This window comes from Mycolicibacterium sp. MU0053 (assembly GCF_963378095.1).
GTDB lineage: Bacteria > Actinomycetota > Actinomycetes > Mycobacteriales > Mycobacteriaceae > Mycobacterium > Mycobacterium burgundiense.
This window is the reverse complement of record NZ_OY726397.1, coordinates 2,357,371-2,373,757: the sequence shown is the minus strand read 5'-3', so window position 1 is coordinate 2,373,757 and position 16,387 is coordinate 2,357,371. Positions and strand designations below refer to the sequence as shown.

Annotated in this window: 16 protein-coding genes and 1 tRNA gene; 6 read left to right on the top strand and 11 right to left on the bottom strand. The window is 66.2% G+C overall.

Features of this window, described 5'->3' with window-relative positions; all coding sequences use genetic code 11:
* The first annotated feature begins 32 nt into the window (after positions 1–32).
* Entirely contained in the window at positions 33–710 is a 678-nt protein-coding gene (locus tag RCP80_RS10960; protein ID WP_308482341.1) for an MBL fold metallo-hydrolase, read from the top strand.
* A 3-nt stretch (positions 711–713) separates the two neighbouring features.
* Here the strand turns inward: RCP80_RS10960 and RCP80_RS10955 are convergent, their stop codons facing one another.
* Entirely contained in the window at positions 714–1,160 is a 447-nt protein-coding gene (locus tag RCP80_RS10955) for a universal stress protein (protein WP_308482340.1), read from the bottom strand.
* A 452-nt stretch (positions 1,161–1,612) separates the two neighbouring features.
* Here RCP80_RS10955 and RCP80_RS10950 point away from each other — a divergent pair, with 452 nt between their 5' ends.
* Positions 1,613–2,014: a phage holin family protein gene (locus RCP80_RS10950; protein ID WP_308482802.1), complete on the top strand. Its 402-nt coding sequence runs from the start codon at positions 1,613–1,615 to the stop codon at positions 2,012–2,014.
* A gap of 69 nt (positions 2,015–2,083) precedes the next feature.
* Here the strand turns inward: RCP80_RS10950 and RCP80_RS10945 are convergent, their stop codons facing one another.
* Complete coding sequence (locus RCP80_RS10945) at positions 2,084–2,413, bottom strand: winged helix-turn-helix transcriptional regulator (RefSeq protein WP_308482339.1); 330 nt, start codon at positions 2,411–2,413, stop codon at positions 2,084–2,086.
* 69 nt (positions 2,414–2,482) lie between these two features.
* On the opposite strand from RCP80_RS10945, the gene RCP80_RS10940 reads away from it, so the two are divergent.
* The gene (locus RCP80_RS10940) at positions 2,483–2,917 is read left to right on the top strand and encodes an anthrone oxygenase family protein (RefSeq protein ID WP_308482338.1); all 435 of its coding nucleotides are present in this window, start codon (positions 2,483–2,485) and stop codon (positions 2,915–2,917) included.
* A 4-nt stretch (positions 2,918–2,921) separates the two neighbouring features.
* Here the strand turns inward: RCP80_RS10940 and RCP80_RS10935 are convergent, their stop codons facing one another.
* The 5 genes from RCP80_RS10935 to uvrB all read right to left on the bottom strand — a co-directional run bounded on the left by RCP80_RS10935 (position 2,922) and on the right by uvrB (position 8,806).
* Positions 2,922–3,275, bottom strand: coding sequence for a hypothetical protein (locus tag RCP80_RS10935; RefSeq protein ID WP_308482337.1), 354 nt, complete (start codon positions 3,273–3,275; stop codon positions 2,922–2,924).
* A gap of 33 nt (positions 3,276–3,308) precedes the next feature.
* On the bottom strand, positions 3,309–4,823 hold the full coding sequence (locus RCP80_RS10930) for a putative alpha/beta hydrolase (protein ID WP_308482336.1): 1,515 nt from the start codon (positions 4,821–4,823) through the stop codon (positions 3,309–3,311).
* A gap of 256 nt (positions 4,824–5,079) precedes the next feature.
* A tRNA-Cys gene (locus tag RCP80_RS10925) sits at positions 5,080–5,150 on the bottom strand.
* Positions 5,151–5,193: 43 nt separating this feature from the next.
* On the bottom strand, positions 5,194–6,603 hold the full coding sequence (locus tag RCP80_RS10920; protein WP_308482335.1) for an MFS transporter: 1,410 nt from the start codon (positions 6,601–6,603) through the stop codon (positions 5,194–5,196).
* 43 nt (positions 6,604–6,646) lie between these two features.
* Positions 6,647–8,806 carry an excinuclease ABC subunit UvrB gene (uvrB, locus tag RCP80_RS10915; protein ID WP_308482334.1) on the bottom strand — a complete coding sequence of 720 codons (2,160 nt, stop codon included), beginning with the start codon at positions 8,804–8,806 and terminating at the stop codon, positions 6,647–6,649.
* Positions 8,807–8,862: 56 nt separating this feature from the next.
* Between uvrB and RCP80_RS10910 the strand changes: the two genes are divergently transcribed.
* Positions 8,863–9,366, top strand: a complete 504-nt coding sequence (locus tag RCP80_RS10910; RefSeq protein WP_308482801.1) for a ribonuclease FAU-1 family protein — start codon at positions 8,863–8,865, stop codon at positions 9,364–9,366.
* A 20-nt stretch (positions 9,367–9,386) separates the two neighbouring features.
* The gene (locus RCP80_RS10905; RefSeq protein ID WP_308482333.1) at positions 9,387–9,929 is read left to right on the top strand and encodes a hypothetical protein; all 543 of its coding nucleotides are present in this window, start codon (positions 9,387–9,389) and stop codon (positions 9,927–9,929) included.
* A gap of 4 nt (positions 9,930–9,933) precedes the next feature.
* Here the strand turns inward: RCP80_RS10905 and RCP80_RS10900 are convergent, their stop codons facing one another.
* From RCP80_RS10900 to rpsA, 4 genes are all read right to left on the bottom strand, one after another.
* On the bottom strand, positions 9,934–10,911 hold the full coding sequence (locus RCP80_RS10900) for a calcium/sodium antiporter (protein ID WP_308482332.1): 978 nt from the start codon (positions 10,909–10,911) through the stop codon (positions 9,934–9,936).
* Entirely contained in the window at positions 10,911–12,149 is a 1,239-nt protein-coding gene (gene coaE / locus RCP80_RS10895; protein ID WP_308482331.1) for a dephospho-CoA kinase, read from the bottom strand. Before coaE ends, RCP80_RS10900 begins: the two co-directional genes overlap by 1 nt.
* Before the next feature lie 31 nt (positions 12,150–12,180).
* Positions 12,181–13,410: a zinc metallochaperone AztD gene (aztD, locus tag RCP80_RS10890; RefSeq protein ID WP_308482330.1), complete on the bottom strand. Its 1,230-nt coding sequence runs from the start codon at positions 13,408–13,410 to the stop codon at positions 12,181–12,183.
* Between the two features lie 132 nt (positions 13,411–13,542).
* Positions 13,543–14,988, bottom strand: a complete 1,446-nt coding sequence (gene rpsA, locus RCP80_RS10885; protein WP_308482329.1) for a 30S ribosomal protein S1 — start codon at positions 14,986–14,988, stop codon at positions 13,543–13,545.
* 199 nt (positions 14,989–15,187) lie between these two features.
* On the opposite strand from rpsA, the gene RCP80_RS10880 reads away from it, so the two are divergent.
* A complete protein-coding gene (locus tag RCP80_RS10880; protein WP_308482328.1) occupies positions 15,188–16,357 on the top strand; it encodes a PrsW family intramembrane metalloprotease in 1,170 nt (389 codons plus the stop codon).
* Positions 16,358–16,387 lie beyond the last annotated feature (30 nt).

Genomic DNA, 16,387 nt, shown 5'->3' with positions numbered 1-16,387 from the left:
ACAAGCCGCCGACGGCCAGTAGCCTGGCCAGCATGACCGTCATCGCCGATACCTACACCGGACACGTCGAACCAGGTAGCGGGGCACGCCGCAGCCTGCCCGGTGCCACCGTCGTCAAGGTGTCCGTTGGTCCGATGGACAACAACGCCTATTTGATTACCTGTACCGCCACCGGCGAAACCCTGCTGATCGACGCGGCGAACGACGCCGACACCCTGCTCGAAGTCATCCGCGAGCACGCCCCGCAGGTGTCCCTGATCGTCACCAGCCACCAGCACTTCGACCACTGGCAGGCCCTGGAGGCCGTCGCGCAGGCCACCGGCGCCCCGACCGCGGCCCATGCCCTCGACGCCGAGCCGCTGCCCGTGGCCCCGGACCGGACCCTCGCCGACGGCGACACCGTCACCGTCGGAAATCTCGAGTTTGCGGTTATCCACCTGCGGGGCCACACCCCGGGATCGGTGGCATTGGCGCTGTCCGGCGACGCGGTCGGCGGCGTCACCCAGTTGTTCAGCGGCGACTGCCTGTTTCCGGGCGGGGTCGGGAAAACCTGGCAGCCCGGCGACTTCGAACGGCTACTCGACGACGTCAGCACCCGCGTGTTCGACGTCTACCCGGACTCGACGGTCGTCTACCCCGGCCACGGAGATGACACCACGCTCGGCGCCGAACGCCCGCGGTTGGGCGAATGGCGCGAGCGCGGTTGGTAACAGCTAGTTCGTGGTGTGAACGATCAGCACATCGATCTTGGAGCGACGGGCGACGTTCGCCGGCACCGAGCCCAGCAGCCGTCCTGCGATGGTGCTCAACCCGACGTTACCGATCACCAGCAGATCGGCGCTGACCTCTTCGGAAAGCTCGACCAACGCGTCGACGGGAGCGCCGACGATGGCCTTCTCCTCGATGTTGGTCGCGCCGGCGGCCTTGGCGCGGTCCTTGGCCTCCCGCAGGATTGCGTAGATCGGTGCGTTGCCCGAGGTCTTGTAGCCCTCGTCCTTGAGCACATCCGCGGCCCGGGTGTCATCGTGCGAAGGGAAATACGCGGTCGCGATGATGACCCTCGCGTCCGGGCCCGAGGCGAGCGCGCCCGCCCGGTCGACCGCACGCAACGACGAATCCGAGCCGTCCGTGCCGACCACCACGGTCTTGTAGCCGCTCATCCATAGCCTCCCGTAATCCAATTGTCAGCCGGAGTGTTACCGGTTTCGTACTACGCCAAACGAGACAGTAACCCGTTCCCGTGCACCGATGGGTGCAATTCGCGACACGGCCACGTCGCTCACATGTTATTTTGCCCCGCTACCAGCGGAAAAGGGCTGTCGTCGACACCCCGGGTGAGGTTGCCGACATCGGCATCCGACGCCGCGGCCCGCCTCACCGCCGTCCCGGTTATGGTCCATCTCACAAGCGCGGGTGCGACTGTGGGCGCAACCAGGGCGGTTGGCCTCGGCGCGAACCAATGGTGTTGCCGCGCACAGTATTCCACGGCGCCACCGCAGCCCGGCTGGCGGGGTCGAAACCCGTTGCCGGACAGCGGTAACCGGTGCCACCGAATGCCGAGCACGTGCGCAAAATCTCGCGCCGAACCGCCGCGCGTGTCAGGATCGACGCCATGGGATCCTTCCTCCTGCGCACCGCGCTCACCGGCTTTGCCTTGTGGATTGTCACGTTGGCGGTGCCCGGCGTTTATTTTGTCGGCGGTAGCAATGCCGGGCAGAAAATCGGCATCATTTTTGTGGTGGCCGCAATTTTCGGCGTCATCAACGCATTCATCAAGCCGATAGTCCAGTTGCTGGCCATTCCGCTGTACATCCTGACGTTGGGCCTCATCCACATCGTCATCAACGCCCTGATGCTGTGGATCACGTCGTGGATCACCCGGAACACCACCCATTGGGGCCTGGACATCGACCAGTTCTGGTGGACCGCGATCTGGGCGGCCATCGTGCTGTCGTTGGTCAGCTGGGGATTGTCCCTGCTGATCCGCGACACGGTCGGTTCGCGTCGAGGCTGAGCAACCCGGCTTCGTTCAAGTCGGCGGATCGCAGCGGGTTCAGCACCGGTTCCGGCGCGCGCCGATCGCTCACATATTGCGGGCCATGTGGATTCGGCCCCAGTCGCACAGACTCTGCAGTACCGGCGCGAGGGTCATGCCGTATTCCGAGATCGAATAGTGCACGCACGGCGGCACGGTTTTCGCGTCGTGGCGGTCGAGGATGCCGGCGTCGACGAGCTCACGCAGGTGCCGGATGAGCATCCGTTCGGTGATGTCCGGGATGCTGCGGCGCAGCTCCGCCGTGCGCATCGGACCGTCCTGCAGTCGCCACAGGATGGTGCCCTTCCACCGGCCGTCGATGACCGTCAGCGCGGTGTCGATGGGACATTCGTTGACGCCCTTCTTCGATACCGCCACAACCCCTCCTAATGCTGACAAATTTGTCAGTACCTTGTTTTTTGTCAGCATAACGTGGACGGTCGAGGCATGCGGGAAATCATCGAAGTCATTGCCCTGGTCCTGGCCGGCCCGTTGGCCGGCGTCGAGTTCGCCGTCGCGGCCTTCACCCATCCGGTTCTCGGTCGGCTTCCCGACGGCGCATTTGCCCAGGCACGCAGCGACGACGCCAGGGTGTTGGGCAAGGCGATGCCGTTTTGGTACGTCGCCACACTGGTGGCGCTGATCGCCGCGGCCGTACTCTCGGGCGGCGACTGGCTCGAGACGACGGCGGCCGCGCTGATGGCGATCGTCGTCCTGATCACGGTGACGTTGATGGTGCCGATCAACAACCGGATCGGTCGATGGGTTGGCGCCGCGGATGTTTCGCGGGACGAGGCGCGGCGCTGGGACCGTCTGCACGCGGTGCGGGTGGCGCTGCTGTTCGCGGTGTTCGGCTTGCTGGTATTTCAGGTGGGTGGGTGAATCGTTATTGCTCGGGTCGCTGATTGCGGTCGCGCGCCAGCGCGGGCGGCCGGTCAGGCCCGCGGTATTGCGGCAACCCGTAGATCCTGCCGCGGATCTTGATGTGGCCGGTGTAGCGAAACGCGATCGCGACCAGACACAACCCCATGCTGATGGCCACGAAGAGTCCCTCCTGCCAGCCCGGCCATGCGGAAAGGAAAATCAACACGACGGTCGCCACGGATCCTGTCCAGTAGCAACGGCGCTTGATCGCGTCAGGCGACAGCGTCGCGGATTTCCAGAACGGAACCAGGCTCGTCACGGTTCCTACTGCCAGCGTGACTAGGGCGAGGCCGCTCAATGTCGGAGATAGTTGCACTTCGTCACCCTTCCAGTCATAGCTGCACTCTCATCATTTCGGCGGGTCGAACTGTCGGCCGACCGCCCTTCCGGCCAGTCCGCCGAGGCCGTCCCAGGGCCCTATGCCGCCGAAAAGGATGACCGCCCCCACCGCGGCAACAGCTGTTCCTCCCGGCCCGAGGAAGGATCCCGCGGTGAGCATGGTGGCAGTACCCGCACCTATTCCACCGAAGACGCCACCAGCGGTCTTACCGAAGTCTTCGCCGCTTCCACCCGCTCGCAGATCCTCGAAAGCCATTCCCAGCATGTAGATGTTGGCGACAGTTCCGACCGGACCGGCGATCTTGGCGAGCACCTTCGCGTCGTTCGGGGAGAGCGCGGCGGGCAAGGCGTGCGAGTTCGTCGATACATTCTTGCCATACGTCTCGGCTCCGGTGGCGACGAGGCCGATGGGCGCCAACATGTTTTTGACCACGTCCCGAGCCCCATTACCGGACATCCCCGCCACGAGGAGTTGATCGTGGGCCCGTTGGATGACGGCAGCTCTGGTGTCGCGCTCGGCGACGTCCATGAGCCCGGTTGCCTGATCCGGTGTGGTGGGGCGGATGTCGAGATAACCACCGTCTCCTAGTGGGACCCTTCCCTGCTCGAGTTGGCGCTGCGCGTCCAACCGGTTCCGGGCGCGCGTCCGGGCATCGCCGCCGGTCACCGGATCCGTGGGCAGCGGGCCGACAAAATGTGCCATGCGGAAATCATCGAGGCGCTCCCCTGCCAGCTTGCGCGCTTCCTGATCAGCGTCAAGATCGCCCGCAACAGCGAAATCGCGCAGCCGAGCGGCCGCCTCCGCCCGCTCCTGGGTCATCTCGCCGGGAGCGTTGATCAGGGCCTCGTCGGCGATGCGCTGATTGGCGTCATAGTGGTCCCGGGCGGTGCGACCCCGCTCTTCTGGGCCCGCCTGACCGTCGCCGTCGGCGTCCTCGATCGCCGCTGGGTCGTAGCCGTGATCCAACCGGAGCGCCGCCTCGGCCTGCTGCAGTTTGTCGACGTATGCATCACGGTGCCGTTCGATTGATTCTTTTGTGCTGCTTGCATATTCGATGGCACGGTCTTCGTATCCGGACACGTCGGCGTCGGCATCGGCGGCCAAGGCGTCACCGATCAACATGTCAACGTACTGCAACTGGCCGTCGAGCTTGTCAATTTTCAGATCAGACATCCTTTGCGCCTCGGCGAGATCGGCGGCGATGTTCTGCAGGCTGACTCCGATAAGGGGTAGCTCGTCCTGCTGTACTCGCAGGCTCAGCGCGACCCGCTGTAGTTCCGCCGAGTCGTTGATCGGAAATTCGCCAGTCTCTCGGTTCCACGACTGCTCGAACCGCTCGCTAGCGGCAAGAAACTCATTCCAGGTCTCGGTGGCGCAGGCTGCGGCGTCAAGGAATGTCCGGGCCAGTTCGGCGATCTGGCCGGCATCCCCAGCGCGCAGCGTGGCGTCGACGGCCCAGGGGTTCCCGGCGGCCGCGATGAGCTCAGCAACACTGATATGGATCAGAGGTGGATAGCCGACCACGGTTCGCTTTCATGTTCTTGAGTGCCAATCGGTTCCGATGAGGATGGGCCGATCGTATTCGGGCATTCAAATGGGGTCTATTCATCTCGATCACGAGGCGGGCGTGGGAATGACCGAGTTCGACGGCAACCACCGCGTCGCCATATGGCCAAAGCCCGCCATGGCGAGCACACGATCCCGCGACCAGGACCGAACGATCGGCGAAAGAACTCGTATGGATTTGACCCGTACTCCCGAAGTGGTTGAGCCTCATGCGAGCGAGTGACGGGATTCGAACCCGTGTAAACGGCTTTGCAGGCCGGTGCCTAGCCACTCAGCCACACCCGCACTGCCATTGAGGCTGCCAGCTTCGCGCCGGCGACCCCAGGGTTTAACTCACCGTGATCCGACGCTCGCGACTGGCCCCATAGGACGCCACGCAACCCACCGCCGCGATCACCGCGAAGACACCGAACACCCACCGGGCGGCACCGGCGTCGCCGCTGCCGGCCGCGTTCACCACGACGCCGGCCAGACCGGCGCCGAAGGCACCGCAGATCAGTTGCACGGTGTTGATCGCGGCGGCGGCGACCGGCCCTTCGGCGGGGTCGTCCACCCGGGTCATGGCCCACGCGGACAGATGCGGCCACGCCATCCCGATGCCCACCCCGGCGATCAGCAGCGCCAGCCCCCAGACCAGCACCAGCCAGGCGTCCATCCCGTCGCGCACCAGCAGAGCGCTGGCGGCGAGGCCCACCGCCATCACCAACGGCGCAGCGAACACGATCCGCGCCACCAGCGCGCGCCGGTCGGCCGAGGCGCTGACGATCTCGCTCACCGTCCAGCCGATCGCCAAGGTCACCCCGAGGGCCCCAGCTGTGGCCGGCGCCAGCTGAGCCAGTCGCTGCCCGAACAGCGGCACGTACATCACCACCATGGTCGCCGCCATCAGCACCCCGAGGGTGAGGTAGATCCACTTCAAGGGTCCCGGCCGAAACGCGGTGGGCGGCAGCACCGAATCCTTGGTGCGGCGGTCCACCACCAGGAACACCGCAACCAACACCCCTCCCGCCACCAGCAGGGCGGCGGTGTAGACGCTGTTCTCTGGGACGCCGGCGACACTCACCAGCAGTGCCGCGGTGCCCAGCGGCAGCAGCGACCACACCGGGACCCGGATCGCGACCACCTCGTGGCCGCGTGAGCGTCGGGGCAGCGCGATGGGCACCAGCACCGCGATCGCTATGGTCAGGGCCACCAGGGCACCGAAAGCCCAGCGCCACGAACCGAATTGGGCGAACAGCCCACCGCCGGCCGGACCCAGAAAAGTCCCGACACCCCACATCGCCGACACCAACGCCGAGGCCCTGGTCCACAGTGACTGCGGCAGCGCCGCGTTGATCACCGCGTAGCCCAGTCCGGCGAGCAGCCCACCCGCTGCGCCCTGCACCACCCGGCCGACCAGCAGCATCTCCATGCTCGGCGCAAGGGCGCAAACCGTGCTGCCGCCGGCGAAGACCGCGAGCCCACCCAGGTACGCCAGCCGTGGTCCGAATCGAGCCAGCAGGGCGCTGACCGTGGTAGCCCCCGCCACCGAGGCCACCAGGTAGACCGTCATGACCCACGCGTAGTAGCGCTGACCGCCGATCTCCTCGACCGCGCTCGGCAGCAGGCTGATGGTGAGGAACTCGTTGGTGGCGTACAGCAACACGCCGCCGGCCAGAACCGCGGACGCGCCGACGTACTTCCGGCCGAGCAGCTCGCGCCAGCTCCCGCCGGCCAGCGACGTCTCTGGTTGGGTCACCGGACCAATCTAGAAGCTCAACGCAAGTTCAGGTCAACCGCCGCTACTTCAGACCCGCGGCATCCATGCCGCGCAATTCCTTCTTGAGGTCGTGGATCTCGTCGCGGATCCGCGCCGCCAATTCGAATTGCAGGTCGCGCGCCGCGGTCATCATCTGCTCGGTGAGATCCTTTATCAGGTCGGCGAGTTCGGCGCGCGGCATGTTGGCGGTGTCGCGGCCCTCGATGATGCCGGCGCTGATCGCCCGGCCCGGCTCGCCTTGTGCCCGACGACCCCGCGACCGGTTGCGGCCCGACCCGCCCACCTCGACGGTGTCGGAGTCGTCCGCCTCGCGGTAGACCTGGTCGAGAATATCGGCGATCTTCTTGCGCAGCGGTTGCGGATCCAGCCCGCGCTCCTCGTTGTAGGCGATCTGCTTGGCGCGACGCCGGTCGGTCTCGTCGATCGCTTCCTTCATCGAGTCGGTGATCTTGTCGGCGTACATGTGCACCTCGCCGGAGACGTTGCGCGCGGCGCGGCCGATGGTCTGGATCAGACTGCGCGGCGACCGCAGGAAACCCTCCTTGTCGGCGTCGAGGATGGCGACCAGCGACACCTCGGGCAGGTCCAGGCCCTCCCGCAGCAGGTTGATGCCGATCAGCACGTCGTACTCCCCCAGCCGCAATTGCCGCAGCAGTTCCACCCGGCGCAGGGTGTCGACCTCGGAGTGCAGGTAGCGCACCCGGATGTTCATCTCCAGCAGATAGTCGGTCAGATCCTCGGCCATTTTCTTGGTCAGCGTCGTCACCAGCACCCGCTCGTCCCGCTCGGCGCGGGCCCGGATCTCCGCGATCAGGTCGTCGATCTGGCCCTTGGTGGGTTTGACGATCACCTTCGGATCCAGCAGGCCGGTGGGGCGGATGACCTGCTCGACGAACTCACCGCCGGCCTGCGCGAGCTCATAGGGCCCCGGCGTGGCCGACAGGTACACCGTCTGTCCCACCCGCTGCGCGAACTCCTCCCACGTCAGCGGCCGGTTGTCCACCGCGGACGGCAGCCGGAAACCGAACTCGACCAGGTTGCGCTTGCGGGACATGTCGCCCTCGTACATCCCGCCGATCTGCGGGACGGTGACGTGTGACTCGTCGATCACCAGCAGGAAGTCCTCGGGAAAGTAGTCCAGCAGCGTCGCCGGCGACGAACCCGCCGGTCTGCCGTCGATGTGGCGCGAGTAGTTCTCGATGCCCGAGCAGAACCCGACCTGGCGCATCATCTCGACGTCGTAGTTGGTGCGCATGCGCAACCGCTGGGCCTCGAGCAGCTTGCCCTGGCTCTCGAGTTCGGCGAGCCGTTCCTCGAGTTCGGCCTCGATCGACGAGATCGCGTGCGCCATCCGCTCGGGACCCGCGACGTAGTGCGTGGCGGGGAAAACCCGCAGGGAATCGACCTGGCGGACCACATCACCGGTCAGCGGGTGCATGTAATACAGCGCCTCGATCTCGTCGCCGAAGTACTCGATGCGCACCGCGAGTTCCTCGTAGGACGGGATGATCTCGACGGTGTCGCCGCGCACCCGGAACGTCCCCCGGGTGAAGGCCATGTCGTTGCGGGTGTACTGCACATCCACCAGCAACCGCAGCAGCCCGTCGCGGGGGACCTCGTCGCCGACCTTGAGTTCGACCGAGCGATCCAAATAGGACTGCGGGGTGCCCAGGCCGTAGATGCAGGACACCGACGCGACCACCACCACATCGCGACGCGACAGCAGGCTCGAGGTTGCCGAGTGCCGCAACCGCTCGACGTCGTCGTTGATCGAGCTGTCCTTCTCGATGTAGGTATCGGTCTGCGCGATGTACGCCTCCGGCTGGTAATAGTCGTAGTACGACACGAAATACTCGACCGCATTGTGCGGCAGCATCTCCCGCAACTCGTTTGCCAGCTGGGCCGCCAACGTCTTGTTGGGCGCCATCACCAGGGTGGGGCGCTGCAGCCGTTCGATGAGCCACGCCGTTGTCGCCGACTTGCCGGTGCCGGTGGCACCGAGCAGGACGATGTCACGCTCGCCCGTCCGGACGCGGCGTTCCAGCTCCTCGATTGCCGTCGGCTGATCACCGGCCGGCTCGAAGTCGCTGACGACCTCGAACTGACCGCCGATGCGGACCACGTCTTCCACCGCGCGGTACTCGGATTGGGCCAGCACGGGATGCTCGGTTGCAAAGGCCATGCAACCAGGGTAAGCGCGGGCACCGACAGGTCGCGTTTCCGCACTAAGCTGAGCGCATCCACCCTCCCAAACACGAAGTTTTCGACCTGACCGCGCGGACCAACACCGATCCGAAGGGCTTCGTCCGTGCGGTGGACGTCTACACGCTGGCGCGGTGGGGCGGACTGTATCTGGCCCGGCCGACACCGGGCCGCGAGCAGTTCCACTATCTCGAGTCATGGTTGCTGCCGCCGCTGGGCCTGCGGGTCACGGTCTTCCACTGGAATCGCGGTTTCGAACGCGATCAGGACTTCTATCTCGACGTCGCGGAGATCACCGTCGACGGTGACTGCTGGCGAACCGAAGACCACTACATCGACCTGGTGGTGCGCACCGGCGTGGGCACCGAGGTGGTGGACGTGGATGAGTTGCTCGAGGCCCACCGCATCGGACTGGTGCCCGCGGAGGCCGCTGAACAGGCAATTCGTCGCGCGGTGAGCGCCGTCGCCGGCCTCGCCGAACACGGCCACGATCTGCATGCGTGGCTGCAGGGTAACGGCATCGAACTGTCGTGGCGATAATGACGGTAATGTCAGCGAACGTGAGCCATTTCGCACAGGCAACGTCTGCCGTGGCGTTGCTGGCGCTCGGGACCGCCCTGATCGTGCCGGCGACCGCAGCGGCCGAGCCGCAACCGGACCCCACGGCGGCCGAGCCCCCGCCGGCCGGACAGGCCGGCTTCGAGCCGGAGCTGTACAACGTCACCTACCGGGCCCGCGTCGACGGCGTCTCGCGGGGCGCGCTGATCACCTACAAGATCAACGACACCCAGGTCCAAAGCGCCGACCCGACGATGCTGCCCGGACGCATGTTCGAGGCGCACACCGTCCTGTCGAACGCCGACCTGGCCGGCATGCAGATCTCCATTCAGTGGCCCTACTCCGCCAACCTGCACTGCGAGATCCTGGTCGACGACCAGATCGTCGCGCAGGCCGACGAATGGATCAAACCGCGGCTCACCCCGGCCGACGACGAACCCGACTACGGCAAGTTGATGTGCGGGGCACCGTTGATCGCCCCGGTCGATGCCGCCCCCGTCGACGCCGCGCCGGTCGAGGCGCCCGTCGACCAGCCCGCGATGTAGCCACTCACATCTGCCCGACCACCAGGAAGGCCAGATATCCCAGGTACGCGGCCACCATCGCGCCGCCCTCCAACCGGCTGACGCGCCGGCCGGTGAGGAAGATCGGAATGCAGACCAGAGCCACCAGCGCCATCACCGGGATGTCGATGCGCACCAGGGTGGGATCCAGTTGCAAGGCGCGCCCGGCGCCGAGCACCGTGACACCCAAGATCAACAGGATGTTGTAAACGCTGCTGCCCAACAGGTTTCCGATCGCGATGTCGCGCTCGCCCCGGAAGGTGGCGACCAGCGTGGTCGCGAGTTCCGGAGCCGACGTGCCGATCGCCACCACCGTCAAACCGATGAAGGCATCCGATACCCCGAAGTCCTGCGCGACCCCGACCGCGCCGCGAACCAGCCAGTCCGCGCCGATCACCACCACCACGATGCCGACGAGCAACAACGTCACGTCGCGCAGCAGTGTCCGCCGTACCGGCGCGCCCGCCACCGGACCGGCGTACTCCTCGGCGAATTCGTCCTGCACGCTCTGGTTCTCGCGCCGGGCCGAGTAGATCAACACCGCGGTGTAGAAGATCGCGCAGACCGTCAACACCGCACCGTCGCTCATCGACAGAGTGCCGTCGGAGGCCAACAACCACAGCAGGACCGCGGCCGCCGTCATCATCGGCAGATCGAGCTTCAGGGTCCGCAACTGAAAGACCAGTGGCCGCAACAGGGCACTGAGGCCCAGGATCAGCAGCAGGTTCACAATGTTGGTGCCCGCGATGTTGCCGACCGCCAGCGATCCGTTGCCGCTGGCCGCTGCCCGCAGACCCACCGCGAGTTCGGGCATGCTGGTGCCGATCGACACCACCGTCAGCCCGATCAGAATCGGTGAGATCCCAAGTTGGCTCGCCAGCCGCGTGCCGCCCTTGACCAACCAGTCGGACCCGGCGACCAGCGCGATCAAACCAATCGCGAACCAGGCCAGATCCGACGTCATCAGCGTGGTCGCCAGCCCGTGGTGTCGGCCCACTCCCAGGCGCGGCGGTACGCGTCGAGGAACCACGGTTCTTTCGCCGCGGCGTACGCGCCGATGTCGCCGCGGCCCTGGTTGTGGGCGTGGCGTTTGGCCGCCACGTAGTCGGCCTGCACACCGGGATTGGCCGCAAGCCAGTCGGTGAACAGCAAGGCGAACTGCTGGTTCGGCCACCCCTCGACCCGGACGTGGACGTTGGTGGGCCGGCCCGGGTCCGCGGACTTGAAGTAGCGCTTGCCCCACAGCGACGGGTCATCGCTGTGATCGAATGATGCAACTGTGCTGCGGCCGTTGGGCTTTGGCACATCGGCGGTGATGTCGTCCAACTCCGGATAGCCGGCGGCCAGGAACGCCGCAGCGAGGCCGTCGGCGGTCGCCAACGAATCGACGGTCACCTGGATGTCGATGACGTCCTTGGCGTCGAGGCCGGGCACCGCGGTCGAACCGATGTGGTCGACGCGCCGCACCCGATGTCCGCCCGCGGTTTTCAGCCGGGCCACGATCCGGGCGGCCTGTTCGGACCAGGACGGGTCCGACGGCACCAACCGCGGTTCGGCGTAGGCGGGCCGGCGCTTGGTCAGGTTGTGCGAGAACGGCAGGATCCGCTCATGCCAGAGGGCCAGCGCCCGTTCCTTGAGATCGCCCGCGCTACCGGAGTTGTCCAGCCAGACGTCGGCGACCGCGCGGCGCTGCTCCTCGGTCGCCTGCGCGGCGATCCGCGCCCGCGCGTCCTCCTGGCTGAAGCCGCGGTATTCCAGCAGGCGCGCCACCCGGGTCTCGACATCCGCGTGCACGATCACCACCAGCGGGAACATCGACGCCATCTGGGATTCGACCAACAGCGGGATGTCCTCGATCACGACTGGGCTCTCGTGGGCCTCGGCCGCGGCGGCAAGCAACTCCGAGCGCCGGTGCGCCACCAACGGATGCACGATGCCGTTGAGAGTCGCGCGCTTCTCGTCGTCGCTGAAGGCGATGGCGGCCAACGCGGGACGGTTCAGCGCACCGGCCAGGGGGCCACTGTCGTGCAGAATGTCCCTGCCGAACGCGTCGACAAGCTTGGCCAGCCCCTCGGTGCCGGGCTCGACCACCTCGCGGGCGATGACGTCACCGTCGACGACGATCCCGCCACACTCGCTGAATGTCGTGGACACCGTTGACTTCCCGGCGCCGATTCCACCGCTCAATCCAATACGCAGCACACTGACAGTCTTGCAGGCGCCGCATCGGGCGTCAGCCGAGGACTCCGGTCAGCTCGATGGGGGGCTCCTCAAGTGAGGTCTCGGCGAGGAGTCGGCCGGTGGCCAGGTCGACGGCAACCAGTCGCCGCGCCCGCGGATCACTGACATAGGCGGTCCCGCCCTGCAGGTACAGGTTGGGCATCGGCGACTGCCACTCGTCCGGTTCGGTCCAGCCGTCGATGACCTCGATGCGGCCGGTGCGGGTCCCCGTCGACGGCTCAAACACGTGCAATGCACCGTCGGTTCCCAGGATCACCGCTTCGCCCTCGGGACCGCGGGCCAACGACCGAAAGCTGTAGCTGGTCTCGAGCGGCACCACCCGGAGCTCTCCGGTCGCCGAGTCGATGAGGGCGAACTGTTGCGGGCGCTCGAGTTCGGCGTCCGCATCGGTTTTGTAGTCGCCGAGCACCACCGGCGAAGCGGCGCTGCCCGCCAGGTTGCCGATCCGCCCGTACGGATCAGGGCTGCGAACCTTCTGGATCTCGTTGCCGCGCACCAGCAGGGCGCCGTCCTGACAACCGAAGGTGATCACACCCTCGGCCGCGGTGGCCTCCCCGTGCAGTCCCGGACACTGATTGCTGCCGGCGATCTTGCGGCCGGCGGGGTTGAGAATCGCTATGCCGGAACGGTATTCGCTATCACCGACGCTGTGCACCACAGAGCCGTCGGCACGGGCGACGGCCACGCCGTGGTGCGGCTCGGTGGTCGTCACGGCGGTCGCTTCGACGTCGACGGCGCGGTCAAGTAAATCCTTCGCATCGACCACCTCCACGTCGCCGGTGCCGTCGCTGAATAACGTCAATCGGCCGTCATACGCCACCACGTGTCCGGGTTTGTCCCCACCGAATCGCACCTCGGTCAGGCTGGGCGCGGCGGTGTAGTGGTGCCCGTGGTCGCCGTGAGCCTCGGTCCAGGTGCCGGTATCGAAGACGGCGAACCCGTCGGACTGGGAGACCAGGATGTGCCGGCCGTTGTGGGCCGAGTTGAGCCGGACGAACCCCGGTATCGGCAGGTCGGCGACTTGATCCAGCGTCGTAGCGTCGAGGACCAGCAAGCCGCCGTCGTAGCTGAGCACCAGCCGCGGCGTGGGTACCGACTGCTCTGCCGCCCGCGGCACCGGCGCAGGTTCGGTGGCAACTTCTCCGGACTGCCCTCCCGACCCACATCCGACGGCGAGAACGGTCACGGACAGCGCAGCCACGAGTCGCTTGGAGGTCACCATGCCCCTCAGTGAACATGGTAATGAAAATCATTGTCAAAAGCGCACCGACGCATGAATGGGGCCGCACAGACAAAACTCCCCGGCTCATTGCTGAGCCGGGGAGTTCTGGATGTATCTGCTGTCTGAGCAGGCTTACGCGCTGCCGGCCAGTTTCTCCCGCAGTGCGGCGAGCTGAGCATCGCTGGCCAACGAACCACCAGCGGAGGACTCATCCGACCGCGAAGACGAGCTGGAGCTCGACGGACGGGCCAGTTCCTCGGCCTCGGCCGCAGCGAACTTCTCCATCTGCGCGGTGTGCATCTTGTGCCGCCGCTCGGCCTCGGCGTAGCGGGCCTCCCACTCGTGGCGCTGCTTGTCGAAGCCCTCGAGCCACTCGTTGGTCTCGGCGTCGAAGCCCTCGGGGAAGATGTAGTTCCCCTGCTCGTCGTAGCTGTCGGCCATGCCGTACTTCGAGGGATCGAACTCGTCGGTGTAGTCCTCGTTGGCCTGCTTAAGGCTCAGCGAGATCCGGCGACGATCGAGATCGATGTCGATGACCTTGACCATCGCGTCGTCACCGACGGTGACAACCTGATCCGGCACCTCGACGTGGCGCTCGGCCAGCTCGGAGATGTGCACCAGGCCCTCGATGCCCTCTTCGACGCGCACGAACGCACCGAACGGAACCAGCTTGGTGACCTTGCCCGGCACGATCTGGCCGATGGCATGGGTACGGGCGAAGTGACGCCACGGATCTTCCTGAGTTGCCTTGAGCGACAAGGAAACCCGCTCGCGATCCATGTCGACGTCGAGCACCTCGACGGTGACCTCGTCGCCCACCTGAACCACCTCGGACGGGTGATCGATGTGCTTCCAGGACAGCTCGGAGACGTGCACCAGGCCGTCGACACCGCCGAGATCGACGAACGCGCCGAAGTTGACGATGGAGGACACCACACCCTTGCGGATGGCGCCCTTGGTGAGCTGGTTGAGGAACTCGCTGCGGACCTCGGACTGGGTCTGCTCGAGCCAGGCACGGCGGGACAGCACCACGTTGTTGCGGTTCTTGTCCAGCTCGATGATCTTGGCTTCGATCTCCTTGCCGATGTACGGCTGCAGATCGCGGACCCGACGCATCTCGACCAGCGACGCCGGCAGGAAGCCGCGCAGGCCGATGTCGAGGATCAGGCCGCCCTTGACGACCTCGATGACGGTGCCCTTGACGGCCTCGTCCTTCTCCTTGAGTTCCTCGATGGTGCCCCAAGCGCGCTCATACTGCGCACGCTTCTTGGACAGGATCAGGCGGCCTTCTTTGTCCTCCTTGGTGAGGACCAGAGCTTCGACCTCATCGCCGACGGACACAACCTCGTTGGGGTCGACGTCGTGCTTGATGGAGAGCTCGCGGGAAGGTATGACACCTTCGGTCTTGTAACCGATGTCGAGCAAGACTTCGTCGCGGTCAACCTTGACGATGGTCCCTTCGACGATGTCGCCATCGTTGAAGTATTTGATGGTCTTGTCGATGGCGGCGAGAAAGTCCTCAGCCGAGCCGATGTCATTGACGGCTACTTGCGGCGAGGTTGCGACGGGACTTGGCATATTGTTGGGTTGCTCCGGACAGGCTGAATCGTAGGGACAGTTGTTTTTGCTGGTAGATCTGTATTTCTGAAGGATCTCAGGCGACCCGCGTGAGCGTACGCACACGAGTACCCTCCGAGCCTACTCGACCGGGCACACGCTGGACAAACCTGCTCGCGTTGGACCACGCCGCGGCCGCTGGACCGCTACCCTCCTTGACGTGCAATATCCCGTGCTCCCGCAGCAGCCGGTGCCACCGCTGACGCCCGCGCTGCCGACCAAGATCCGCCAGGTCGGCGCGCCGCTGGCGGTCATCATCGCCCTGGGCACCCTGACCGCACTGATCCTGGTGCTGATCGTCGCGACCAACCCGGGTGGCGCGGTGCTGGCGCTGGTGCTGACGACGATCGCGATGACCGTCGTCGTGGGCGCCTACCTCTGGCTGGACCGCTGGGAACCCGAACCGCCGCGGCTACTGGTGCTGGCCTTCCTGTGGGGCGCCTCGGTGGCGATCGTCATCTCGGTGCTCCTGGAGGTGGCGTTCGAATACGCGATCAATCCCACCGCGACCACCGAATCGGCCACCAGCTTCTTCACCATCGCCATCGGTGCGCCGGCCATCGAGGAGGCGGCCAAGGGTCTGTTCCTGCTGTTGATGATGACCGGTGTGCGCCGGCTCGAACTGAACTCGATGACCGACTGCCTGGTGTTCGCGGGGCTGGTCGGGGCCGGGTTCGCCTGGATGGAGGACATCTTCTACATCGCCAGCGGCGAGACCATGGGTGCCTCGCTGGCGACGGCCGGCCTACGGCTGGTCATGGCGCCGTTCGCGCATTCGCTGTTCACCACGTGCATCGGTATCGCGGTGTACCTCGCGCTGCAGCAGCGCCACACCGTGCTGAAGGTCGGATATCTGGTGGCCGGCTATCTGGCTGCGGTCCTGCTGCACGGGCTGTGGAACGCCTCGGCGCTGCTGGGTCCCAAGGCCTATTTCGGGGTGTACGTGCTGTGGATGATGCCGATCTTCGCGCTGGCCATCGTTCTCGCCGTGCACAGCCGACGCCGCGAGCAGCGCGTCGTAGCGGCGAAGCTACCCGGAATGGTCGCCGCGGGGGTGGTGACCGCCGACGAAGCCACCTGGCTGGGATCCCTGGGTTCGCGCAAGGTGGCGGTCGCCGCAGCGGCCCAGCACGGCAAGCCCGCCGCCAAGGGCGTGCGGCACTTCGCCGTGCAGGTCGTCGAGTTGGCGTTCGCCCAGGATCGGATCGACCGCGGATTCGGCGACCAGCGCGTCATCGAACTCCGCAACGACGAGACCTACCGGGTGTACGCGGCGCGGGCCCACGTCGCCCCGACGTTGCACTGGCTCAACGACTACCGGGCACGCTGAGCCCCGAAGATCTGCCAGAGCACCAGCCCG

What these genes read in the sequence shown, in the direction of transcription:
- RCP80_RS10960 (WP_308482341.1), top strand. Translation starts at nt 33, where the DNA reads ATGACCGTCATCGCCGATACCTACACCGGACACGTCGAACCAGGTAGC.
- RCP80_RS10955 (WP_308482340.1), bottom strand. Translation starts at nt 1,160, where the DNA reads ATGAGCGGCTACAAGACCGTGGTGGTCGGCACGGACGGCTCGGATTCG.
- RCP80_RS10950 (WP_308482802.1), top strand. Translation starts at nt 1,613, where the DNA reads ATGGGATCCTTCCTCCTGCGCACCGCGCTCACCGGCTTTGCCTTGTGG.
- RCP80_RS10940 (WP_308482338.1), top strand. Translation starts at nt 2,483, where the DNA reads ATGCGGGAAATCATCGAAGTCATTGCCCTGGTCCTGGCCGGCCCGTTG.
- uvrB (WP_308482334.1), bottom strand. Translation starts at nt 8,806, where the DNA reads ATGGCCTTTGCAACCGAGCATCCCGTGCTGGCCCAATCCGAGTACCGC.
- RCP80_RS10900 (WP_308482332.1), bottom strand. Translation starts at nt 10,911, where the DNA reads ATGACGTCGGATCTGGCCTGGTTCGCGATTGGTTTGATCGCGCTGGTC.
- aztD (WP_308482330.1), bottom strand. Translation starts at nt 13,410, where the DNA reads ATGGTGACCTCCAAGCGACTCGTGGCTGCGCTGTCCGTGACCGTTCTC.
- rpsA (WP_308482329.1), bottom strand. Translation starts at nt 14,988, where the DNA reads ATGCCAAGTCCCGTCGCAACCTCGCCGCAAGTAGCCGTCAATGACATC.